The following is a 21,530-nucleotide window of genomic DNA, read 5'->3' as shown; positions in this document are numbered from 1 at the left end:
GTCGAGGTTGCGTTTTATTTTCCTAGTGGGTCAATAGGAGAAGAACTCGACGCCGCTTGCAGAAGGGTTCGCGCCTCGAACACCGCCGCGATGGCGTCGCGCCCGTCCTGCAGCACCGGCTGCAGCGGGCAGGTCTCGACATCCGGGCAGGTCTCGCACGGGCCATGGGCGGTGCGGGACGCGCAGGGCGCCAGGGCCAGCGGTCCCTCCAGCGCCCGGATCACATCGGCGAAACTGATGGCGTCGGCCGGCGCCGCCAGGGCGTAGCCCCCGTTGCGCCCCCGCCTGGACACCAGCAGATGCCGGCGTCGCAGATCCAGCAATATGGCCTCGAGGAATTTGCGCGGCGCCGTGGCGGCCTCGGCGATCTCGCCTATGGTCGCCGGCCCGCCCCCGGGCAGGCTCGCCAGGTGGATCATGGCGCGCAGGGCGTAGCGGGACCGGTTCGACAGCATCCGCCGTGATCGCGCGCCCGCGCGCCGGACGCAAGACGCGGTTCGTCGACCGCGCCGTCTTCGACCCGACCGTCACCCCTTGTGGCCCAGTCGAGCCACCGCCTCCAGGATCTGGGGGCCGGTATAGGGTTTCAGCACCAGGGCCTCGGCCATGTCGGCGTGGCGGGCGGCGGCGGTGACGTCGCCGGAAATGAAGATGACCCGCACGTCCCACCGCCCGGTCAGCACCTTGGCCAGTTCGACCCCCGTCATCTCGTCCGACAGATTGATGTCCAGCAGGGCGGCGTCGATATGGTGCAGGGCGGCCGCAGCCTCGGCCGCCGCCGCGCTGTGGAAGGGGCCGACGACGCTGTGACCGGCCTCGGTCAGCAGTTCGGTGAGGTCGGCCGCCACCTCGGCGTCGTCCTCGACCACCAGCAGGGTCAGGGCCTCGACCTCGCCCCGCAGGACGGCGTCCTCGGCCGGGCGCGGGGCCTGGCGGGTGACGACGGCGCGCAGGTCGCGCCAGACTTCCGTGGACGGACGATCGGTGTCCAGATCATAGATGGCGGCCATGGCGTTCAACTCCCGGGCGTCTTCTGGTGAAAGGTTTCCGCCGGTCTCGACCAGGCGGGTGTCGTACAGGCGGCACAGGCGTTCGACGCTGTCCGCCACGTCATCGGCGGACGGGACTTCGGGCGTCGAGGGTGGCGGGCGATCGAACATGGCGTCCTCCTCACGGCTGCTCGGCGGCCAGCTAAACGGTTAAGACGGGCTTCGTAACCGCGCCTGACGCCATCGTTATCCCGGATCACAAACCCGGCGCCGGACCTTGAACGGCGGCGGTGATCGACAGCACGCCCCCCGGCGCGCTAAGGACGGCCCTCCCGTTCTCCAGGATTTTTCCGCCTTGCGTCTGCCCCAGGCCCGTCTCGATCAGGTGCTCGACCGCTTCCACCAGGTGGAGGCGCGGATGGGCGCGGCCACCGACGGCGCCGAGATCGTGCGCCTGTCCAAGGAGCACGCCGAACTGAAGCCGGTCGCCGACGCCGTCCAGGGCCTGGCCCGCGTCCGCGCCGAGATGGCCGATCTGGAGGCCATGGCCGACGACCCCGAAATGGCGGCGATGGCCGAGGAGGAGCTGCAGGCGCTGAACGACAGCCTGCCCGGTCTGGAACGGGACGTGGCCCTGCTGCTGGCGCCGCGCGACGCCGACGAGAACGCCTCGGCCGTGCTGGAAGTGCGGGCCGGCACCGGCGGGGACGAGGCCGCCCTGTTCGCCGGCGACCTGTTCCGGATGTATTCGCGCTACGCCTCGACGCGCGGCTGGCGGATCGAGCTGGATTCGGCGACCGAGGGCGACGCCGGGGGCTACAAGGAAATCATCGCCACGGTGACCGGCGACGGCGTGTTCGGCCGGCTGAAGTTCGAGAGCGGCGTCCACCGGGTGCAGCGGGTGCCGACGACCGAGGCCGGGGGGCGGATCCACACCTCGGCCGCCACCGTCGCCGTCCTGCCCGAGGTCGAGGACGTCGAGATCGAGATCCTGGACAAGGACATCCGTATCGACACCTTCCGCGCCTCGGGCTCGGGCGGGCAGCACGTCAACAAGACGGACTCGGCCGTGCGGATCACCCACCTGCCGACCGGGATCGTGGCCACCTCGTCGGAAAAGTCGCAGCACGTGAACCGCGACAAGGCGATGCGGAACCTGCGGGTGCGGCTGTACGACATGCAGCGCCAGGCCAAGGACCTGGCCCGCGCCGACTCGCGCAAGTCCCAGGTCGGGTCGGGCGACCGGTCCGAGCGGATCCGCACCTACAACTTCCCGCAGGGACGGGTGACCGACCACCGGATCGGCCTGACCCTGCACAGCCTGCCGCAGATCCTGGAAGGCGACATCGACCCGCTGCTGAACGCCCTGATCGCCGAGGACCAGGCGGCGCGGCTGGCCGATCTGGAAGCCGAGTTCAGCTGACGGGCGGTTGGGCGACGCCTGTTTTGCAGGCAAGCCGCCCTGGCGCCCATCGCTCTGCAGGGCGAAGGCCCGGCTGGTTCGGACATCGGCGCCATGTCAATGTCCGGCGATGCAGATGTGGCTCGCCATTCCGATCATGCTCGGCCCAGTCGTGGCCCATTGGCTTTCGATCGCCGTTGCGGCCCGTCGCCTGCCGCGCGAACGCCGTCGGATAGGCGACACCCGGCCCATTCCGGAACTATTCGATCCGGCGACTTCACACCGCTGGCTCGGGATCATTCTGGAGGAAAAGACGGCGGACTACTCGCCATCAACAAGGCGCGCCTTCGGAATGGCGAGAGTGAGCCTCTGCTTGATTCCGCTCGGTTTCATTCTGGCGATGGCCGTCGCGAACAGCGGGCTTGGATCAAGACCGGAGGCTCCGCCCCGATCCGGCCTTCCCCCCGTTACGCTGAAGATCGACCCCGATCGGGCGGCGCGAAGCCTGAAAGGGTGAGGGACGGACGTCAGTCGGCGGCCGCGGCGTCTTCGAGCCTGCGACGGCTGACGCCGACGGAGAGGGCGGACCCTCATCCGTCTCGCTGCGCGAGCCACCTTCTCCCCAGGGAGAGGGAAGCCGGGGCCTAACGCAGCAGGCCCATCAGAGGCATGAACAGGACCAGGGCCGTGACCGCCGTGAAGCCGGCGAAGGCGTGGACCGAATGGCGGCGGCCGGCGGCCGACAGGAGTTCGCGCGGCCAGGCCCAGCGGCTGGCCCAGAGCAGATAGCCGGCCTGGATGGCCCAGCCCGCCATGAAGGCCACCACGGCCCAGGCGCTGAGCAGGGACAGCATCACCCCCGCCAGCAGCACCATCAGGCCGCCCAGGGCCGTGACCATCTCCACCACATGTTCGGTCAGCGAGATCGGCATGAGGCCCGACAGCGCCCTTTGCAGACGCCAATTCAGCCAGGCCTGATGCATCAGCATCAGCCCCGCCCCGACATAGAAGATCCCGATCGCGCGCGCCGCCCATTCCATGGCGGGATTATGGCCATTCTTTCAGCCGGCTGTAATCTGTCGAAATCGACAGGGACGCATGATCCGTGCGCGCCGACGCCCGCAAGACACACTCGACGATATTCGAACGGCGCCCGTCGGCCCAGGTTCAGCCCGCCTCGGCGGCCAGGGCGCGCCGGACCGCCGGGCGGTCCTGCATTCGGGCGTAGTGGTCGGCGACCCTGGGGAAGTCGGCGATGTCGACGCCGTCGCTCTCCAGCCAGCCGGCGAAGGTGAAGAGATAGGGGTCGGCGACGCTGTAGGCCTCGCCCATCACCCACGGCCCCTCCAGCCCGGCCTCGATCAGGGCGAAGGCGGCGTGCATGTTCTCGGGCACCTTGGCCTGCATGGTCAGGATGGCCGCAGGGTCGTCGCTCCACCGGCCGGCGCGCGGCCGGTGGGCGTGGGCGACGTGGACGGTCGAGGCCAGATAGAGGTTGAAGGCCTGCATCCGGGCGAAGTCGAAGGGATCGGTCGGGGCCAGATCCTTGTCCGGCGCCAGGGCCGCGACATGGGCCAGGATGGCCGGGCTTTCGGTCAGGACGCCGCGCGGCGTCACGAGCGCGGGGACGCGGCCCTTGGGGTTCAGCGCCAGGAATTCGGGCGTGCGCTGCTGGCCCTGGGCGAAGTCGACCAGGGCGACCTCGAAGTCCAGGCCGGATTCCTCCAGCGCGATATGGCTGGCGCGGCTGCAGGTTCCGGGGGCGGTGTAGAGGGTCAGCATCGGTCGGTCCTGCCGTGTCGCGAGGGCAAAGAAAAAGGCGGCGAGAGCCTCGCCGCCTTTCTCGTTCTTACAGGTCCAGCAGGGCGCGCTGGGGATCTTCCAGCAGTTCCTTGATGCGGACCAGGAAGGTCACGGCTTCCTTGCCGTCGACGATCCGGTGATCATAGCTGAGGGCCAGATACATCATCGGACGGATCTTGACCTCGCCGTTGATGGCCATCGGGCGCTGGACGATGTTGTGCATGCCCAGGATGCCCGACTGCGGCGCATTCAGGATCGGCGTCGACATCAGCGAGCCGTAGGTGCCGCCGTTGGTGATGGTGAAGGTGCCGCCCTGCATCTGGTCCATGGTCAGGGCGCCGTCACGGGCGGCCTTGCCCAGGGCGCCGATGCCCTTTTCGATACCGGCCAGCGACAGGGTGTCGGCATCGCGCAGGACCGGAACCACCAGACCCTTGTCGGTGCCGACGGCGACGCCGATGTCATAGTGGTTCTTGTAGATGATGTCCGTGCCGTCGATCTCGGCGTTGACGGCCGGGAGCTCGTGCAGGGCCGCGACGACGGCCTTGGTGAAGAAGGACATGAAGCCCAGCTTCACGCCGTGGCGCTTCTCGAACACCTCTTTGTACTGGGCGCGCAGGGCCATGACATTGGTCATGTCCACCTCGTTGAAGGTGGTCAGCTGGGCGGCCGTGTTCTGGGATTCCTTCAGGCGACGGGCGATGGTCTGACGCAGGCGCGTCATCTTCACCCGCTCCTCGCGCGGACCGACGGCGCGCGGGGCCGACGGGGCGGCGGCGGCGGCGGGAGCCGGAGCGGCGGCGCCGATGGCGGCGATGGCGTCAGCCTTGGTGATATTGCCCTTGGGCCCGGTGGCGGCGATGGCCTTCGGATCCAGATTGTTCTCGCCCACGACGCGGGCGACGGCCGGCGACAGGGTCTCGTTCTTCGAGCCCGAGACCTGGGCCGAACCGGTGTTGGCCGGGGCGGCGGCCGGAGCCGGAGCGGCGGCGGCGGGCGCAGCGGCGGCGCCGGACCCCGAGATCGAACCGATCTTCTGGTTCGGGGTGACGGTCGATCCTTCGTCGGCGGCGATGGTCAGGACGCCGTCGGCCGGAGCCGAGACTTCCACGGCGACCTTGTCGGTCTCGATCTCGACCAGCAGTTCGTCCTTCTTGACCGCGTCGCCGGACTTCTTGAGCCACTTGCCCATCGAGCCCTCGGCGACGCTTTCGCCCATCACCGGCACGGTGATGTCGATGACGGCGGCTTCGGCGGCGGGGGCCGGAGCAGCGGCGGCCTTGGTTTCAGCCTTGGCGGCCTCGGCCTTGGGCGCGGCGGCGGGCTTGGCGGCGGCGCCGCCTTCGGTCACCGAACCCAGGACCGTGCCGGGAACGACGGTGTCGCCCTCGCCCGCATTGATCGCGCCCAGGACGCCGTCGGCCGGGGCCACGACTTCCAGCGAGACCTTGTCGGTCTCCAGTTCGACGAGCAGTTCGTCCTTCTTGACCGCGTCGCCGACCTTCTTGGTCCATTTGGCGATGGTGGCTTCGGTGACGGATTCACCGAGGGCGGGGGTCAGGATGTCGGCCATGTCAGGTCCAGCTGTCTCTAGATCGGTCTTTAGGATGTATCAGGCGAAGGCTTCGGTCGTGAAGGCTTCCAGTTCCTTCAGGTGTCGGCTCATCAGACCGGCGGCGGTCGAGGCCGAGCCGGGGCGACCGACGTAGCGGGCGCGCTTGGAGGCGACGTCCAGCTTGTCGAGCGTCAGCTCCAGCCACGGATCGACGAAGGTCCAGCCGCCCATGTTCTTCGGCTCTTCCTGGCACCAGACCACTTCCGCCTTCGGGAAGCGGGCCAGTTCCTTGCGCAGGGACTGGATCGGCCACGGATAGAACTGCTCCAGACGCAGGATGTAGACGTCGTCGACGGCCTGGCCGTCCTTGGCCTTCTTCTCGCGCGCGTCCAGCAGGTCGTAATAGACCTTGCCCGAGCACAGGATGACGCGACGAATGTCCTTGTCCGCCTTGATCTTGATCCCGGCGACGTCGGGGCGCGTCTGGGCGTCGTCGTGCAGGACGCGGTGGAAGGACGAGCCCTCCGCCAGATCCTTCATCGACGAGACCGCCTTCTTGTGACGCAGCAGCGACTTGGGCGTCATCAGGATCAGCGGCTTGCGGAACGGCCGGTGCATCTGGCGACGCAGGATGTGGAAATAGTTGGCCGGGGTGGTGCAGTTGGCGACCTGCATATTGTCTTCGGCGCACTGTTGCAGGAAGCGCTCGAGGCGGGCCGAGGAGTGTTCCGGACCCTGGCCCTCATAGCCGTGCGGCAGCAGCATGGTCAGGCCGCTCATCCGCAGCCATTTGCGTTCGCCCGAGCTGATGAACTGGTCGATCACCACCTGGGCGCCGTTCACGAAGTCGCCGAACTGGGCTTCCCACATCACCATGGTGTTGGGGTCGGCCAGCGAATAGCCGTACTCGAAGCCCAGGACCGCCTCTTCCGACAGGGCCGAGTCGATGACCTCGAAATTGGCCTGGCCTTCGCGCAGGTTGTTCAGCGGCATGTACCGCTCTTCGGTGGTCTGATCGATGATGCCCGAATGGCGCTGCGAGAAGGTGCCGCGCACCGAGTCCTGGCCCGACAGGCGGACCGGGAAGCCCTCGTCGACCAGCGAGGCGAAGGCCAGGCTCTCGGCCGTGGCCCAGTCCAGGTTCTCGCCCGAGGTGATGGCGTCGCGACGGCCGTCATAGACGCGCTTCAGCGTCTTGTGCATGTCGACGCTGTTGGGGATGGTGGTCAGGCGGTGACCCAGGTCCTGCAGCCTGGCCAGCGGCACGGCGGTGTCGCCGCGCAGTTCCGCGTTCGGGGCCTGGAAGCCCTGCCATTGTCCGTCCAGCCAGTCGGCCTTCTCGGCGGACCAAGTCTTGCCGGCCTCGAACTGCTCGTCGAGGAATTTTTCGAACCGCTCGATCTCGGCGTCGACCTCGGCCTGGGAGATCACGCCCTCGGCGACCAGACGCTGCGAATAGAGTTCGCGGGTCGAGGGCTGGGCGCGGATCTTCGAATACATCAGCGGCTGGGTGAAGGTGGGATCGTCGCCTTCGTTGTGGCCGAAGCGGCGGTAGCAGAACATGTCCACCACCACGTCCTTGTGGAATTTCTGCCGGTATTCGGTGGCCACCTTGGAGGCGAAGACGACCGCTTCGGGATCATCGCCGTTGACGTGGAAGATCGGGGCCTGGACCATCAGGGCCACATCCGACGGATAGGGCGACGAGCGCGAGTTGCGCGGGCTGGTGGTGAAGCCGATCTGGTTGTTGATGACGAAATGCAGGGTGCCGCCGGTGCGGTAGCCCTTCAGACCCATCAGGGCGAAACATTCGGCCACGACGCCCTGGCCGGCGAAGGCGGCGTCGCCGTGGATCAGCAGGGGCACGACCTTGGAACGGTCCAGCGCCCACTGGCCTTCCGGCACGCCCTCGTTGGCGGCGCGGATGTCGAACGCCTGTTTCGCGCGGGCCTTGCCCAGCACGACCGGGTTGACGATTTCCAGGTGGGACGGGTTGGCGGTCAGGGACAGGTGGACGTGGTTGCCGTCGAACTCGCGGTTCGACGAGGCGCCCATGTGGTATTTGACGTCGCCCGAGCCCTCGATGTCGCTCGGCACGGCCGAACCGCCCTGGAACTCGTGGAAGATGACCTTGTAGGGCTTGCCCATCACGGCGGCGAGCACGTTCAGACGGCCGCGGTGGGCCATGCCCAGCACGACCTCGTCGACGCCCAGCGAACCGCCGCGCTTGATGACCTGCTCCAGGGCGGGGACCATGGCCTCGCCGCCGTCCAGACCGAACCGCTTGGTGCCGGGGAAGCGTTTGTGCAGGAAGCGTTCGAAGCCCTCGGCCTCGACCAGCTTGGACAGGATGGCCAGCTTGCCTTCCTTGGAGAAGGCGTTCTGCTCGAACTTGTCGGCGCCCTCGAACCGCTGCTGCAGCCAGGATTTTTCTTCCGGCTCGGCGATATGCATGAACTGGATGCCGACCGTGCCGCAATAGGTGCGCTTCAGGATCTCCAGCACTTCGCGGATGCTGCCGGTCTGCAGGCCCAGGACGCCGTCCAGGAAGATCGGACGGTCCAGGTCGGCGGCGGTGAAGCCGTAGAATTCCGGCGTCAGTTCCGGGTTGTCGACCGGCTGTTCGATGCCCAGCGGGTCCAGTTTGGCCTGCAGGTGGCCGCGCACGCGATAGCTGCGGATCAGCATCAGGGCGCGGATGGAATCATGGGCGGCGGCGCGGATGACGTCGGCCGAAACCTCGACGGGCGCAGCCTTGGCGGCCGGCGCAGCAGCGGCGCCGGGCTTCTTGGGATCGGGCTTGGGAGCGGGCCAGCGGCCGTCGAAGACGGCGGTCGCCTCGCTGGGTTCGGTGGCCGCGCCACGGCCCCAGGCGCCGGCCTCGGCCGAGGCCTTCACGCTGGCGGCGTTGTCGCGGAGCTGGTCGAAGAAGGCCTTCCATTCCGCCGAGACCGAGCCGGGATCATTGGCCCATTTCTCGTGCAGCTCCTCGATATAGGCCGCGTTGGACCCGTAGAGGAAGGAGGTCTCGGCAAAGACCTGGTTCAGCCGACCGGCATCGTCCGCCATCGTTTCGCAATCCCTAGAACCCTTCCGGACACATCTCCGTGAGGGGCGCGCCCGTCATATAGGCCCGCTTTCCTTATGGGTCATGACCGAAACGGGGCAATTCGGTGAGAAATTGGTCGCAGCCCCAAAGAAAAACGCCCCCGGTCGAAACCGGGAGCGTCGTTCAGAGCCTAATCGGCATTTTTTCTCCCTCCCCGTTCGGGGAGGGTGGCCGAGCCGAAGGCGAGGACGGGTGGGGACGGCCGATCGACAGCCCACGGACCGGTCTCGTCTCCGGCGGATGCGGCCTTGCGGCCGCCCCCACCCCGTCGCTGCGCGACGACCCTCCCCGGGACGGGGAGGGAAAGGCTCGACGCCGCTTGCGGGCCTCAGCCCTTCAGCACTTCCACCAGGGTCTTGCCCAGGCGGGCCGGCGATTCCGACATGCGGATGCCGGCGGCTTCCATCGCCGCGATCTTGGATTCCGCATCGCCCTTGCCGCCCGAGACGACGGCGCCGGCGTGGCCCATGGTGCGGCCCTTCGGCGCCGTACGGCCCGCGATGAAACCGGCCATCGGCTTCTTGCGGCCCTTCTTGGCTTCGTCGATCAGGAACTGGGCGGCGTCTTCTTCCGCGCCGCCGCCGATTTCGCCGATCATGATGATGGATTCCGTGGCGTCATCGGCCAGGAACATTTCCAGCATGTCGATGAACTCGGTGCCCTTGACCGGGTCGCCGCCGATGCCGACGGCCGTGGTCTGGCCCAGGCCTTCGTTGGTGGTCTGGAACACGGCCTCATAGGTCAGGGTGCCCGAACGCGACACGATGCCGACCGAGCCCTTCTTGAAGATGGAGCCCGGCATGATGCCGATCTTGCACTCGTCCGGGGTCAGGACGCCGGGGCAGTTCGGGCCCAGCAGGCGCGACTTGGAGCCTTCCAGGCGACGCTTGACGTTGACCATGTCCAGCACCGGGATGCCTTCGGTGATGCAGGTGATGAAGGGGATCTCGGCGTCGATGGCTTCGATGATGGCGGCGGCGGCACCCGACGGCGGGACATAGATCACCGAGGCGTCGGCGCCCGTGGCGTCCTTGGCTTCGGCGACCGAGGCGTAGATGGGCAGGGTTTCGCCGTGCGAGCCCGTCCAGTTCGTGCCGCCCTTGGTCGGGTGCACGCCGGCGACCATCTTGGTGCCGTGATAGGCCAGGGCCTGTTCGGTGTGGAAGCCGCCGGTCTTGCCGGTCAGGCCCTGGACGATGATCTTGGTGTCTTTGTTGACGAGGATGGACATGGGTCTATCGATCTCTGGAATGTGTCAGTCAGCAGGGCGGTAGCGGGCTGGGCGCGAAGCCTCAGCCGACCGCCGCGACGATCTTCTGGGCGGCGTCGTCGAGGTCGTCGGCGGCCTGGATGGTCAGGCCCGACTCGTTCAGGATCTTCTTGCCCAGCTCGGCGTTCGTGCCTTCCAGACGGACGACCAGCGGCACCTTCAGGCCCACTTCCTTGACGGCCGCGACCACGCCTTCGGCGATGACGTCACACTTCATGATGCCGCCGAAGATGTTGACCAGGATGCCCTGGACGGCCGGGTCGGCGGTGATGATCTTGAAGGCCGCCGCGACCTTGTCCTTGCCGGCGCCGCCGCCGACGTCGCAGAAGTTGGCCGGCTCCTTGCCGTACAGCTTGATGATGTCCATCGTCGCCATGGCCAGGCCGGCGCCATTGACCATGCAGCCGATGTTGCCGTCGAGGGCGACATAGGCCAGGTCCCATTCGGACGCTTCGATTTCCTTGGCGTCTTCCTCGGTCTCGTCGCGAAGTTCCTTGATGTCCGGGTGACGGAACAGGGCGTTGCCGTCGAACGAGACCTTGGCGTCCAGGACGCGCAGGTGGCCGTTCTCCATGACGATCAGAGGATTGACCTCCAGCATCGCCATGTCCTTCTCGACGAAGGCCTTATAGAGGATCGGGAACAGCTTGGCGCCGTCGGCGGCCGCGTCGCCGGTCAGGCCGTAGGCGGCGTTGATGGCCGTGACGTCGGCGTCGGTGACGCCCGTAGCGGGGTCGATGGCGATGGTGACGATCTTCTCGGGCGTGTCGTGGGCGACGGCCTCGATGTCCATGCCGCCTTCGGTCGAGACGACGAAGGCCACGCGGCCGACTTCACGGTCGACCAGCAGCGAGCAATACAGTTCGCGGTCGATGTCGGCGCCGTCCTCGATATAGAGGCGGTTGACCTGCTTGCCGGCCTCGCCCGTCTGGGCGGTGACCAGGGTGTTGCCCAGCATTTCCTCGGAATGCTTGACCACGTCCTCGATCGAGAAGGCCAGGCGCACGCCGCCCTTGGCGTCGGCCGGCAGTTCCTTGAACTTGCCCTTGCCGCGGCCGCCGGCGTGAATCTGGGATTTCACGACATAGAGCGGGCCAGGCAGTTGCTTGGCGGCGGCTTCCGCCTCCGAAGCGGAGGTGATGGGCACGCCCTCGGCGACCGGAGCGCCGAAGCCCTTGAGAACCTGCTTGGCCTGATATTCGTGAATATTCATGGAAACCGCCGCAATCTGTGCTGGGAGAGTTGCGGGCTTATAGTCCCCGGCTGTTCGCGGGTGCAACAGCCGGGGGTTATGCTTTTCGTCTATCGGTCCAGAGCCCGATCGGCTGAGGCGGGGGCGGACGGCGTCCCCCCTCCGATTTCGGTCAGTCGACCCAGTCGCGCTTCAAAGTGCGCGAGGCGCCGATCAGCAGGACCGACGCCAGCAGATAGAAGCCCATGCCCGTATAGATGGCCCAGCGCAGGCTCTCCTCGCCGAAGGTCGGGGCCAAAAGATCGCTCATCCAGCCGAAATAATAGAAGCCGACCGCCAGCCCGAGCAGATTGTTGATCAGCAGGAACAGGGCCGAGGCGGTCGAGCGCATGGCCGCCGGCGCCAGATGCTGGACCGCCGCCGTGATCGGCCCCAGCCAGGCCAGGTTCAGTCCCGTCGGGATCAGGAAGATGAAGAAGGCCAGCACCAGCTGCTGGGTGCTGGACCCGCCGCCCGGCAGGACCAGGCCGATCAGCCAGGGCGAGTTCATCGCCAGGATGAAACAGGGCGCCGAGATCAGGAAGGCGATGGCCGGGGTCAGGGGATAGGCCCCCTTGCCCTTCTTCGACAGCCGGTCGGCGATGGCCCCGCCCAGCCAGATGCCCAGCATGCCGCCGATCAAGGCGATGCCGGAATAGTACCAGCTGGTCTGGCGCAGGCTGAGGTCGAAGCTGCGCATGAAGAACAGGGGCAGCCAGCCCGCCACGCCGTAGCCGCACACCGAGGACGAGGCCGCGCCCAGGGCCAGCAGCCAGAAGCTGCGCTTGGGAATGACCACGGAGGCGGTGCGTCGCGCGATCCGCAGCGACACCCCGATGACCAGGGCCAGCAGGCCGGCGAAGCCGAAGACCAGCGGATTGCCCAGCGACGTCCCCAGCAGCCAGGCGCCGGCGGCCAGCGCCAGCAGGCCGGCGCCCAGGCCGAGCATGATCTGCGCCGCGATCCGGCCCACGCGGTCCGACACCTCGGGCGCCGCGGCGAGGGCCGCCATCTGGGCCTCGGTCTTGACCGCATCCGTCCCGCCCCGCCTCGGATCCCTGACCGTCAGCCGCAGCAGGGGCGCGACCAGCACCCCGATCAGGCCGACGACGATGAAGGCGGTGCGCCAGCCATAGGTCGCCGCCAGCAGGCCCCCGACCAGGGTGCCCGCCGCCGTGCCCAGGGGAATGCCGAAGGCGAAGGCGGCCAGGGCGCGCGCCCGCTGCTGCGGCGGGAAATAGTCCGAGATCAGCGAATAGGCGGGGGCCACCCCGCCGGCCTCGCCCACGCCCACCCCCATCCGGCACAGGAACAGCTGTCCGAACGACCCGGCCAGGCCGCACAGGGCGGTGAAGCCGGACCAGACCGCCAGGGCCCCGGTCATGATCCAGACCCGGCTGAACCGGTCGGCCAGCCAGGCCAGGGGAATGGCCAGGGTCGAATAGACCGAGGCGAAGGCGATCCCGCCCAGAAGGCCGAACTGACGGTCCGACAGTTCGAACTCGGCCTTCAGCGGCGCGGCCAGGATGCCGATGATCTGGCGATCCAGGAAGTTCAGCATGTAGATCAGGATCAGCACCGCCAGCACATAGAAGCGGTAGCCGGGACGGTGCGGGGCCTGTTCGGCCGTCGGTACGTCGGTGGGCGCGTCGGTCGTCATCGGCGTTTTCCCTCGGTCTCGTTCTTATTGTTGGGGCCAGCCTAGCCATAGGCCGGGCCCGAAAGCAAAGGGGCGACGGCCCTGAAACCGCCGCCCCTCGTCATTGACCGCTCCGCAGGATCGGTTCGCCCTAAAACTTCAGCCCCAGGGTGGCGGTCACGGTGCGCGGCGGGCCGTAGAAGGCGATGATCGAGTCGCCGGTCAGGGCGCCGGGGAAGGTATAGCCGCCGACCTTGTAGCGTTCGTCGCCCAGGTTCTTGCCGTGGACGCCGAAGGTCAGGCGATCGTCGGCCGAGGTCCAGACGATGCTGGCGTCATACATCCAGTAGGCGCCCTGATCGAGCAGGGGGGCCGGGGTCTCGAACTGCTGGTATTCGCCGCGATAGGCGATCGACGGGATGACCGCGATCGAGGCGCCGTTCTCCATGAACCAGGTGTAGGTCGCGCCGATCGAACCGGTCCATTCCGGGGTGTTCTGGAAGTCGCGCTGGGACGAGACGTCGACGAAACAGCCGACCTGGGTCGGGCAGGTCGCGTTCAGCGGACCGGTCGGAATATAGGCCAGGAACTGGTCGAACTGGGCGTCGATATAGCTCAGCGAGGCGTTCAGGGTCAGGGCGTCGGTCGGGCGGAACCGGCCCTCGAACTCCCAGCCGCGGATCGACGACGAGCCGACATTGTCCACCACCGAGGCGACGGTGGCGCCGGCCGGATACTGGGTCGTGATCTGCTGGTCCTCGTAGCTGGAGTCGAAGACGGCGGTGGCGAAGGTCAGGCGACGGTCCATCAGCGAGCCCTTCAGCCCGATCTCGTAGGTCTCGACGGTCTCGGGATCATAGCCGTTGACGGTGGCGGGATAGAGGACCGCGTCGCCGCGCATGTCGAACCCGCCCGACTTGAAGCCCTGCCCCCACGAGGCGTAGGCCGTCAGGTCCGCGCCGAACTTGTAGCTGATCGAGGCGCGCGGGGTGAATTTCTCGAAGTCGCGGGTGCGGGTGTAGTTGGTGCGCGGCCCGCCCAGCGGCACGGCCGCCATATTGCCGAAATAGGGGCTGCGGATGCCCAGATACTGCTGACGGAAGACCGTGCCTTCCTTTTCGTCCCTGGTGAACCGGCCGCCGACCGACAGCGACAGGGCGTCGGTCAGGTCGTAGCTGAAGTCGGCGAAGGCCGCATAGCTCCTGGTGTCCACCGAGCCCGAAGTCAGGGTGGTCAGATTGGCCAGGCCGACGACGGTGTCGAAGGCGCCCGAGGCGGTGGCGTCCATATAGAAGACGCCGGCGACCCCGTTCAGCCGGCCCGCGTCGATCAGGACCTGGAATTCCTGGCTGAACTGGTCGTCGTCATAGGCGGCCGGGATGTCCAGGATCGGTCCCGGCAGGTTGTCGAAGTCGATATTGCCGCGCGTATAGCCGTCACGATAGGCGGTGACCGACTTGAACGTCAGCATGTCGTTCATCCGCCACTCGCCCGTCAGCGACAGGCCGCGGGTCTGGACCTTGTTCTTGTCGCCGGCGCCCGCATTGGTGTCATAGGGGTCCGACGGCGCGGGGGCGACCTGGCGATGGCCGTGGCGGGCGTTGGAGTCGTCGTTGACGATGTCGCCGGCCAGGCGGAAGAACAGCCGGTCCGACGGCGTCCATTCGGCGCTGCCGCGGAAGGCGGTGACGTCCTTGTTGTAGTGGTCGTTTCCGGTGTTCAGATTCTCGCCGTAGCCGTCGCGCAGATACCGGGCCAGGGCGGCCGAGGCCTTGAACTGGTCGCTGAACGGCAGCTCGGCGCTGGCCACAACGTCGCGCTGATCATAGCTGCCGTACGAGGCGCGGATCCGGCCTTCCGGCTGGGTCGCATCGATACGGCGGGTGACGTATTTGATCGCGCCGCCAATGGTGTTTCGCCCGTACAGGGTGCCCTGCGGACCGCGCAGGACCTCGATCCGCTCGACGTCGAAGATGTCCAGCACCGCCGCCTGCGGGCGAGCCACATAGACGTCGTCGATATAGAGGCCGACGCCCGGATCGAAGCCCCACAGCGGGTCCTGCTGGCCCACGCCGCGAATGAAGGAGATCAGGGTCGAGTTCGACCCCCGCGCCGCGTTCAGCGTCAGGCTGGGGGTCGAGCGCGCCAGTTCGGTGATGTCCTGGGCGCCGCGCGCTTCCAGCTGCTCGCCGCTGACGGCGGTGACGGCCACCGGCACGTCCTGCAGGCTTTCGACCCGGCGCCGCGCGGTGACGACGATGTCGTCGACCTGAGACGCGTCCTGGGTGTTGGCCGCCTGATTATTGGCGGCCTGGGCCGCCGTTTCCGTATCCTGGGCGGCCGAGGCCCCCGCGAGCACGCTCCACGCCGCGCCGGCCAGCAGCGCGCACTTCACATGATGCTTCATGATCCTAAACCCCTTTGTCGTTTCCAGCCCGATTGACGCTTTTATTCAGCGTTCAATGATTTTCACGGAACCTGACCCGGATCGGCCCCGCTGTCAAACGATCACCGTTCCCTTGCGTCATCCGGTCGCCGCCCGCGGCGGAAGGCGGGCGCCGTTGCGCCGACGTCGCCGCACGCCTAGCGTCACCCCCATGAGCAAGCTTGACGCTTCGACCGCCGCCCCCCGCCCCGTCGCCGCCGCGCGACGCAGGACGGGCGTGGATGCGGCGACCGCCCCCACGCCGGCCCGACGCGGCCGCCCGCCCAAGACCCAGGCCAAGGCGGCCGGCGAGACCCGCAACCTGATCCTGGACGCGGCCGAGGACCTGTTCTCCAAACACGGCTTCTACGGCGTCACCATCCGCGAGGTGGCGCGCGAGGCGGGCGTGGATACAGCCCTGGTCCATTACTATTTCGGGGCCAAGCGCGACCTGTTCGACGCCGTCTTCCTGCGTCGGGCCGAGGTCTGGAACAATGACCGGGTCGCCGCCATCGACCGTTACGCCGAGACCGCCGGCGCCGGCATGACCCTGGAAGGGCTGCTGGAGGCCTTTCTGCGGCCGCCGTTCGAATGGTCGCTGAAGGGCGGGCCGGGCTGGAAACACTATGCCGCCCTGGTGGCCCAGACCAACGCCAATCCGACCTTCGGCGGCGAGACCATGGCCCGCTATTTCGACCCGGCCATCCGCCGGCTGATCGAGCTGATCGCCGTGGTCCTGCCCGAGGCCAGCGAGGTCGACCTCTATTGGGGCTATCACAATCTGTCGGGCGCCCTGACCCTGACCCTGGGCGAGACCGGGCGTCTGGACCGACTGTCCGGGGGACTGGCCCGTTCCGGCGATCTGGAGACCGCCGGCGACTATATGGTCCGGTTCGCGGCGGCGGGCTTCCGCGCCGTGGCCGGAACCTCGCCGAAGACCTGAAGATAAAGATCATGACCGACGCCCGCGCCGAACAGCGCCGAACCTTCCTGCGCGGCCTGGTGGTCGCCGTCCTGGGCGGAATCTTCCTGGCCACCACCGGCGCCTTCGGCAGCGCGGGCGCCCCCTATGGACAGCGCCTGATCTACTGGGTCGTGCTGATGATCCTGGGGGGACTGTGGGGCCATCTGTGCGGCCGGCTGGTCACCCGTTTCCTGGACGTGGACGAGCGGCCCTGGCTGGGGGTCGCGGTCATGACCGCCGTCATCACCGGCCCCATGTGCGCCATCGTCTGGGCGGCGACCGGCCTGTTCTTCAACCAGCGCCTCTATCCGCTGGCCGCCCTGCCCCAGCTGCTGGTCCCGGTCCTGGCGGTGACGGCGGGGGTGACGGCGGTCAACATCTTCCTGGGCCGCGCCCGGCCGATCCAGACCCATGCGGCGCCCGCCTCCGAGCCCGCGCCCCGCCCCGCCCGCTTTCTCGACCGCCTGCCGATGAAGCTGAGGGGGGCGACGATCCACGCCGTCCAGGCCGAGGACCATTATCTGCGCATCCACACCGACCGGGGATCCGACCTGATCCTGATGCGGTTGTCCGACGCCGTGGAGGAGCTGGACGGGCTGGAAGGCGCCCAGACCCACCGCAGCTGGTGGGTGGCCCAGGCGGCGGTGCGCGGCGTCGACCGCAACGACGGCCGCGCCACCCTGACCCTGGTCGACGGGGTCAGGGTTCCCGTCAGCCGCCGCTACGCCCGGACCCTGCGCGAAGCCGACTGGTGGTGAGGCCTCACCCCGCCGGCTGACCGGCGGCGGGGCCGCCGCCCGCCGAGATCCAGGCGTCGACCTGGTCTTCCAGCACGTCCAGCGGCAGGGCGCCCGAACCCAGGACCGCGGCGTGGAAGTCCTTGATGTCGAAGCGGTCGCCCAGGGCGGCCTCGGCGCGGGCGCGCAGTTCCTCGATCTTCAGCTCGCCGATCTTGTAGCTGGTCGCCTGGCCCGGATTGGTGATGTAGCGCTCGACCTCCTTTTCGATGTCGCGTTCGGACAGCAGGGAGTTCTGGCGGAAATAGTCCATCGCCTGTTCGCGGCTCCAGCGCTTGGCGTGCAGGCCGGTGTCGGTGACCAGACGCACGGCGCGCCACAGCTCGGTCGAGAGCCGGCCGAAGTCGGAATAGGGATCCTGATAGAAGCCCATCTCCTTGCCCAGCTGTTCCGCATAAAGCCCCCAGCCCTCGGTATAGGCGCCGTAGAAGCCGCCGAAGCGGCGGAAGCGCGGCAGGCCCTCGATCTCCTGGGCGTAGGCGATCTGGAAATGGTGGCCGGGGGCCCCCTCGTGATAGCTGATCCCCTCGATCTGGGGCTTCAGCACCTGGGTCATGTCCGACAGATTGACGTAATAGATGCCCGGTCGCGATCCGTCCGGCGCCGGCGAGTTGTAGAAGGCGATGGAGGCCGTGGCCTCGCGGAAGGGCTCGACCGCCCGCACCTCCAGCGCCGCCTTGGGCAGGGTCGAGAACCACTGGGGCGCCGCCGTCATCACCTGGGCGATGAAGCCGCGCGCGTCGGTCAGATACTGTTCCTTGCCCTCGGGCGTGTTCGGATACTGGAAGCGCGGATCGGTCTTCAGGAAGACGAAGAAGTCCTGCAGCGAGCCGGTGAAGCCGACCTGGGCCTTGATCGTCTCCATCTCGGCCTGGATGCGCGTCACCTCGTCCAGACCGATCTTGTGGATCTGGTCGGCGGTCAGGTCGGTGGTGGTCGAAAGCTTCAGCCGCGCGTCGTAATAGGCCTGGCCCTGCGGCAGCCGCCACACCCCGCCGTCGCTGTCGGCCATCGGCTGGACCTCGGCTAAAGCCGTCAGCACCGTGTCGAACCCGGCCTTGTAGGGGCCGGTCAGGGCGGCGCGCGCCGAGGCCAGAAGCCGGTCCTTCGTCGCCTGATCCGCATCGAGGGCGGCGACCTTCTTCTGGAAGTCGGCCCAGACCGGATTGTCCGCGCCGCCGTCGAAGGGCGCGCCCGAAATGACGTTGCGGGTGTTCTCGATCGAGGGTTCGAACACGAAACGGGGCGAGACCACGCCCGCCGCCGCGCGCTGGCGCAGTTCGTCGGCGACCTGGTCCATCTGGCGTTCGGCCTCGACCAGACGGGCGACATAGGCCTCGGCGTCCGCCACGCTGGAGACGCGGTGGTTGTTGATCATGAAGACCGGCAGGCTGGTGGTCGGATTGCCGTTGGCGGCGAACTGGAAGCCCCAGTCGCGCCACCGGTTCGACAGCCGCGCCTGCTGCACGCCGTATTCGAACATCCGCCACGACAGCCGGGCCTGGGCCCCCAGCTTCTCGGGATCGAACTGGGCCTTCATCTGCGCCAGCTGGGCCTCCTGCAGGGCCAGGGACCGGGCGCCCGCCGCGTCCGAGACGTCGTCCAGCTTGTCGTAGTCGGTCTTCATCCCCAGCGAGGTCATCTGCTGCGGGCTCAGGGCGATCCGGGCCTGGAAGGCTTCCTCGAAGAAGGCGTTCAGCCGGGCGTCCTCGCTCTGGACCCCGCTCTGGGCCCCGCTCTGGGCTTCGGGCGCAGGCGCCGCAGTAGGAGCTTGCGCCAGGGCCGGAACGGCGGACAGGACCGCCAGGACGGCGGCGGACGAGATCAGAAGACGACGCATGGAAAACCCCTCGGAAAACACCGACGCACCTTCAGGGCGGTCGCCGCCCCGCGCAAGCCGCTCGAACGGCTCCAGACGTTTCGTCGCGGCGCCATGCAACCCAAGGCCACGCTTGGCGTTCAGCAGGGAGCTTGACCATAAACAAGGGGTTCCCACCATGCGCAAGATCATCGCCCTGTCCATCGTCGCGGCCGCCCTGGCCGTGTCGGCCTGCAACACCATCTCGGGCGTCGGCCGCGACGTCTCGGCCGCCGGCTCGGCCGTCAGCCAGGGCGCCGAGAGCGCCAAGAACTGATTTCGGCCCAAGCCGAGAGCTGAAGGGCCCGTCGGTTTCCGGCGGGCCTTTCTCGTATCCGTCGCGTGACGGTGTTAGCCTCGGCCTCACCCCCCTTCAGGAGACGGACCATGGGCTTCCTCGACAATGTGATGAACGGCCTGGGCGACGATGCGGCGGGCGGGATCGGCGACCTGCTGAAGGGCCAGGGCGGCGTCGGCGGCCTGGCGGAGAAGTTCGGCCAGGCGGGCCTCAGCGACGTGGTCGGCTCCTGGGTCGGAAACGGCGCCAACGCCAATATCTCGCCGGAACAGATCGCCGCCGTCATCGGCCATGGCCCCATCGCCGACCTGGCCGCCAAACTGGGCGTCTCGCCGCAGCAGGCGTCCGAAACCCTGGCCGGCCTGCTGCCCGAGGCCATAGACCGCCTGACCCCCGGCGGTCAGATCGACGGCGCCGACGACCTGCTGTCCAAACTGCCGGGCGGCGTCGGCGACATGATCGGCGGTTTCCTGAAGCGCTAGGGTCTATCTCGCCCGTCGCGTCTCGACGGTCAGTCTGATCCACTCGAACACGCAGAAGGCGACTGCGATCAGACCGATCGCGGCGGCGAACTGGAACATCGGCGCGAAACCGGCGCGGTCGACAAGTTCGCCCAGGGGCGCACGCCCCAGGGTGCCGATCAGCAACGCCAACGAGGTGAAGACGGCGAACTGGACCGCGCCGAACAATCGGTTCGACAAGGCGGACAGATAGGCGACGAAAGCAGCTCCGGCGAAGCCGCCGGCGATGTTCTCGCCAGCGATGGCGACCATCAGCCGCGCGAGTGCGTCCCCGATTCCGAAGGTCGCGAACAGGCCGTAGAGCCCGGTGGCGCGCATGAAGGGATCGATGACGGGCGCGCCCAGGGCCAGATCCATCATCAGCAGATTGGTCGCAGCGCTCAGCACGGCTCCGATCAGCAGGCAGGGCATACGGCCGATGACCAGCAGGGCCCAGCCGCCTAGGCCGATCCCCAGCAGAGTCATCACGACGCCGAAGGTCTTAGACGCGAGCGCGACCTCGGTCATCGTCCGCCCCAAGGCGCCGCCTTCTGTCCCGAGATAGAAGGGATAGGCGAACGGGCCCCATACGCCGTCGGTGATGCGATAGCTCAGGATCAGCCCCAGAACGACCAGCGCGCCCCAGCCGAGCCGCCCCATCAGCTCGACCAGTGGAGCCAGGATGGCGTCATAGAAGCGTTCGGCCAAGCCGCCGTGGGACGGCGCTTCTGTGGATGTCGAACGGCCCCTCCACACGAGAAACCCCGCCAGTCCGGCCGGCAGCAGCACCGCCGCCGCGACGATCCACGATCCCCAGGTCTGAATGAACTCGCCTGCGCTGGGCGCGGGTGTGGTCGTCAGGGCCACGACCATGAAACGGACCAGCATGAAAGCCGCCCAGGCCCAGGCCAGGAGGGTGACGATCAACGCCATCCGCCGCAGGCCGGGCGTGGCGACCCGCTCCCGCGCGATGGCTTGGCCCGCCGCCGTAACGGGCTCGGGCGCGATGAGCGCGCCGAGCAGGCCCAGCCCCATCAGGCCTGCGCCGATCAGGAAGGTCGCCGGCCAACCCAGGTTGTCCGCCAGGACCAGGGCGCCGGCGCCGCCGACCAGGGCCGCCGTGCGGAAGCCGAGCTGATAGACCGCCGACAACAGATCAACCGGCGCACGGTCATCCGCAGCCTCGATCCGCCAGGTGTCGATGACGATGTCCTGGGTCGCCGAGGCGAAGGCGCCCAGAGCCGCAGCCAGCGCTAGGGCGCCGATGGCGCCGGTGGCCGGATGGGACAGGGCGATGACCACAAAGGCCAGGGCCAGTACGATCTGGCACGTCACCATCCACGACCGCCTCTGTCCCAGTCGGCCGATACCGGGCAGGCGCAACCCCACAGCCGGCGACCAGAGGAACTTGAACGCGCCGAACAGGCCGACCCACGACAGGACGCCGATGGTCGCCACGGACACGTCGACCGCCGAAAGCCAAGCGTTCAAAGTGCCGAACAGCATGGCGAAGGGCAGGCCGGACGAGAAGCCCAGCAGCAGCATCGCCAAGGTGCGCCGTTCCCGGAAGGCGGCCTTCAGCACGCCCAGTCCCTTGGGTTGCGGCCGCAGGGCGGCGACTTCGGCGGCGGGGGTGGGCTGATCGGTCATGCACGGCTCCGGCGGCGGCCGGAAACGCGGTCGCCTAGAC

The 21,530-nt window shown here is 68.0% G+C and carries 18 protein-coding genes; 6 read left to right on the top strand and 12 right to left on the bottom strand.

Annotated features, from left to right (window positions below):
• Positions 1–14: 14 nt before the first annotated feature.
• Both ACIQ1T_RS14135 and ACIQ1T_RS14130 read right to left on the bottom strand, forming a co-directional pair.
• Entirely contained in the window at positions 15–455 is a 441-nt protein-coding gene (locus ACIQ1T_RS14135) for an RrF2 family transcriptional regulator (RefSeq protein ID WP_395945184.1), read from the bottom strand.
• A gap of 72 nt (positions 456–527) precedes the next feature.
• Positions 528–1,160 carry a response regulator gene (locus tag ACIQ1T_RS14130; RefSeq protein WP_395945183.1) on the bottom strand — a complete coding sequence of 211 codons (633 nt, stop codon included), beginning with the start codon at positions 1,158–1,160 and terminating at the stop codon, positions 528–530.
• Positions 1,161–1,344: 184 nt separating this feature from the next.
• On the opposite strand from ACIQ1T_RS14130, the gene prfA reads away from it, so the two are divergent.
• A complete protein-coding gene (prfA, locus tag ACIQ1T_RS14125; protein ID WP_395945182.1) occupies positions 1,345–2,412 on the top strand; it encodes a peptide chain release factor 1 in 1,068 nt (355 codons plus the stop codon).
• Positions 2,413–2,527: 115 nt separating this feature from the next.
• The gene (locus ACIQ1T_RS14120; RefSeq protein ID WP_395945181.1) at positions 2,528–2,908 is read left to right on the top strand and encodes a hypothetical protein; all 381 of its coding nucleotides are present in this window, start codon (positions 2,528–2,530) and stop codon (positions 2,906–2,908) included.
• A 127-nt stretch (positions 2,909–3,035) separates the two neighbouring features.
• Here the strand turns inward: ACIQ1T_RS14120 and ACIQ1T_RS14115 are convergent, their stop codons facing one another.
• From ACIQ1T_RS14115 to ACIQ1T_RS14080, 8 genes are all read right to left on the bottom strand, one after another.
• On the bottom strand, positions 3,036–3,431 hold the full coding sequence (locus tag ACIQ1T_RS14115) for a hypothetical protein (protein ID WP_395945180.1): 396 nt from the start codon (positions 3,429–3,431) through the stop codon (positions 3,036–3,038).
• Positions 3,432–3,558: 127 nt separating this feature from the next.
• Positions 3,559–4,173: a glutathione S-transferase family protein gene (locus tag ACIQ1T_RS14110; protein WP_395945179.1), complete on the bottom strand. Its 615-nt coding sequence runs from the start codon at positions 4,171–4,173 to the stop codon at positions 3,559–3,561.
• A gap of 67 nt (positions 4,174–4,240) precedes the next feature.
• Positions 4,241–5,767 carry a 2-oxoglutarate dehydrogenase complex dihydrolipoyllysine-residue succinyltransferase gene (gene odhB, locus ACIQ1T_RS14105; RefSeq protein WP_395945178.1) on the bottom strand — a complete coding sequence of 509 codons (1,527 nt, stop codon included), beginning with the start codon at positions 5,765–5,767 and terminating at the stop codon, positions 4,241–4,243.
• A gap of 39 nt (positions 5,768–5,806) precedes the next feature.
• A complete protein-coding gene (locus ACIQ1T_RS14100; protein ID WP_395945177.1) occupies positions 5,807–8,818 on the bottom strand; it encodes a 2-oxoglutarate dehydrogenase E1 component in 3,012 nt (1,003 codons plus the stop codon).
• A 368-nt stretch (positions 8,819–9,186) separates the two neighbouring features.
• Positions 9,187–10,089, bottom strand: a complete 903-nt coding sequence (gene sucD, locus ACIQ1T_RS14095) for a succinate--CoA ligase subunit alpha (RefSeq protein ID WP_395945176.1) — start codon at positions 10,087–10,089, stop codon at positions 9,187–9,189.
• Positions 10,090–10,150: 61 nt separating this feature from the next.
• On the bottom strand, positions 10,151–11,341 hold the full coding sequence (gene sucC / locus ACIQ1T_RS14090; protein WP_395945175.1) for an ADP-forming succinate--CoA ligase subunit beta: 1,191 nt from the start codon (positions 11,339–11,341) through the stop codon (positions 10,151–10,153).
• Positions 11,342–11,492: 151 nt separating this feature from the next.
• Positions 11,493–13,019 (bottom strand): spinster family MFS transporter, encoded by a 1,527-nt coding sequence (locus ACIQ1T_RS14085; protein ID WP_395945174.1) that lies wholly within the window; start codon positions 13,017–13,019, stop codon positions 11,493–11,495.
• Between the two features lie 130 nt (positions 13,020–13,149).
• Positions 13,150–15,405, bottom strand: a complete 2,256-nt coding sequence (locus ACIQ1T_RS14080; RefSeq protein WP_395945173.1) for a TonB-dependent receptor — start codon at positions 15,403–15,405, stop codon at positions 13,150–13,152.
• A gap of 190 nt (positions 15,406–15,595) precedes the next feature.
• Between ACIQ1T_RS14080 and ACIQ1T_RS14075 the strand changes: the two genes are divergently transcribed.
• Together ACIQ1T_RS14075 and ACIQ1T_RS14070 are read left to right on the top strand one after the other, a co-directional pair.
• Positions 15,596–16,366 carry a TetR/AcrR family transcriptional regulator gene (locus tag ACIQ1T_RS14075; protein WP_395945172.1) on the top strand — a complete coding sequence of 257 codons (771 nt, stop codon included), beginning with the start codon at positions 15,596–15,598 and terminating at the stop codon, positions 16,364–16,366.
• Between the two features lie 11 nt (positions 16,367–16,377).
• Entirely contained in the window at positions 16,378–17,145 is a 768-nt protein-coding gene (locus ACIQ1T_RS14070) for a LytTR family DNA-binding domain-containing protein (protein WP_395945171.1), read from the top strand.
• Between the two features lie 4 nt (positions 17,146–17,149).
• Here the strand turns inward: ACIQ1T_RS14070 and ACIQ1T_RS14065 are convergent, their stop codons facing one another.
• On the bottom strand, positions 17,150–19,024 hold the full coding sequence (locus tag ACIQ1T_RS14065; protein WP_395945170.1) for a DUF885 domain-containing protein: 1,875 nt from the start codon (positions 19,022–19,024) through the stop codon (positions 17,150–17,152).
• Positions 19,025–19,181: 157 nt separating this feature from the next.
• Between ACIQ1T_RS14065 and ACIQ1T_RS14060 the strand changes: the two genes are divergently transcribed.
• A complete protein-coding gene (locus ACIQ1T_RS14060) occupies positions 19,182–19,319 on the top strand; it encodes an entericidin A/B family lipoprotein (protein ID WP_395945169.1) in 138 nt (45 codons plus the stop codon).
• 110 nt (positions 19,320–19,429) lie between these two features.
• A complete protein-coding gene (locus ACIQ1T_RS14055; RefSeq protein ID WP_395945168.1) occupies positions 19,430–19,822 on the top strand; it encodes a YidB family protein in 393 nt (130 codons plus the stop codon).
• Between the two features lie 3 nt (positions 19,823–19,825).
• Here ACIQ1T_RS14055 and ACIQ1T_RS14050 read toward each other — a convergent pair whose 3' ends face one another.
• The gene (locus ACIQ1T_RS14050) at positions 19,826–21,490 is read right to left on the bottom strand and encodes an AmpG family muropeptide MFS transporter (protein WP_395945167.1); all 1,665 of its coding nucleotides are present in this window, start codon (positions 21,488–21,490) and stop codon (positions 19,826–19,828) included.
• Between the last annotated feature and the right edge of the window lie 40 nt (positions 21,491–21,530).

It is taken from the genome of Brevundimonas sp., from assembly GCF_044336875.1.
Lineage (GTDB): Bacteria > Pseudomonadota > Alphaproteobacteria > Caulobacterales > Caulobacteraceae > Brevundimonas.
This window is presented reverse-complemented; position numbering and strand designations above follow the sequence as displayed.

Coding starts and splice junctions, on each gene's coding strand:
- ACIQ1T_RS14100 (WP_395945177.1), bottom strand. CDS start 8,818: ATGGCGGACGATGCCGGTCGGCTGAACCAGGTCTTTGCCGAGACCTCC.
- ACIQ1T_RS14120 (WP_395945181.1), top strand. CDS start 2,528: ATGTGGCTCGCCATTCCGATCATGCTCGGCCCAGTCGTGGCCCATTGG.
- ACIQ1T_RS14135 (WP_395945184.1), bottom strand. CDS start 455: ATGCTGTCGAACCGGTCCCGCTACGCCCTGCGCGCCATGATCCACCTG.
- ACIQ1T_RS14055 (WP_395945168.1), top strand. CDS start 19,430: ATGGGCTTCCTCGACAATGTGATGAACGGCCTGGGCGACGATGCGGCG.
- ACIQ1T_RS14085 (WP_395945174.1), bottom strand. CDS start 13,019: ATGACGACCGACGCGCCCACCGACGTACCGACGGCCGAACAGGCCCCG.
- sucC (WP_395945175.1), bottom strand. CDS start 11,341: ATGAATATTCACGAATATCAGGCCAAGCAGGTTCTCAAGGGCTTCGGC.
- ACIQ1T_RS14065 (WP_395945170.1), bottom strand. CDS start 19,024: ATGCGTCGTCTTCTGATCTCGTCCGCCGCCGTCCTGGCGGTCCTGTCC.
- sucD (WP_395945176.1), bottom strand. CDS start 10,089: ATGTCCATCCTCGTCAACAAAGACACCAAGATCATCGTCCAGGGCCTG.
- ACIQ1T_RS14110 (WP_395945179.1), bottom strand. CDS start 4,173: ATGCTGACCCTCTACACCGCCCCCGGAACCTGCAGCCGCGCCAGCCAT.
- odhB (WP_395945178.1), bottom strand. CDS start 5,767: ATGGCCGACATCCTGACCCCCGCCCTCGGTGAATCCGTCACCGAAGCC.
- ACIQ1T_RS14075 (WP_395945172.1), top strand. CDS start 15,596: ATGAGCAAGCTTGACGCTTCGACCGCCGCCCCCCGCCCCGTCGCCGCC.
- ACIQ1T_RS14080 (WP_395945173.1), bottom strand. CDS start 15,405: ATGAAGCATCATGTGAAGTGCGCGCTGCTGGCCGGCGCGGCGTGGAGC.
- ACIQ1T_RS14130 (WP_395945183.1), bottom strand. CDS start 1,160: ATGTTCGATCGCCCGCCACCCTCGACGCCCGAAGTCCCGTCCGCCGAT.
- ACIQ1T_RS14060 (WP_395945169.1), top strand. CDS start 19,182: ATGCGCAAGATCATCGCCCTGTCCATCGTCGCGGCCGCCCTGGCCGTG.
- ACIQ1T_RS14050 (WP_395945167.1), bottom strand. CDS start 21,490: ATGACCGATCAGCCCACCCCCGCCGCCGAAGTCGCCGCCCTGCGGCCG.
- ACIQ1T_RS14070 (WP_395945171.1), top strand. CDS start 16,378: ATGACCGACGCCCGCGCCGAACAGCGCCGAACCTTCCTGCGCGGCCTG.
- ACIQ1T_RS14115 (WP_395945180.1), bottom strand. CDS start 3,431: ATGGAATGGGCGGCGCGCGCGATCGGGATCTTCTATGTCGGGGCGGGG.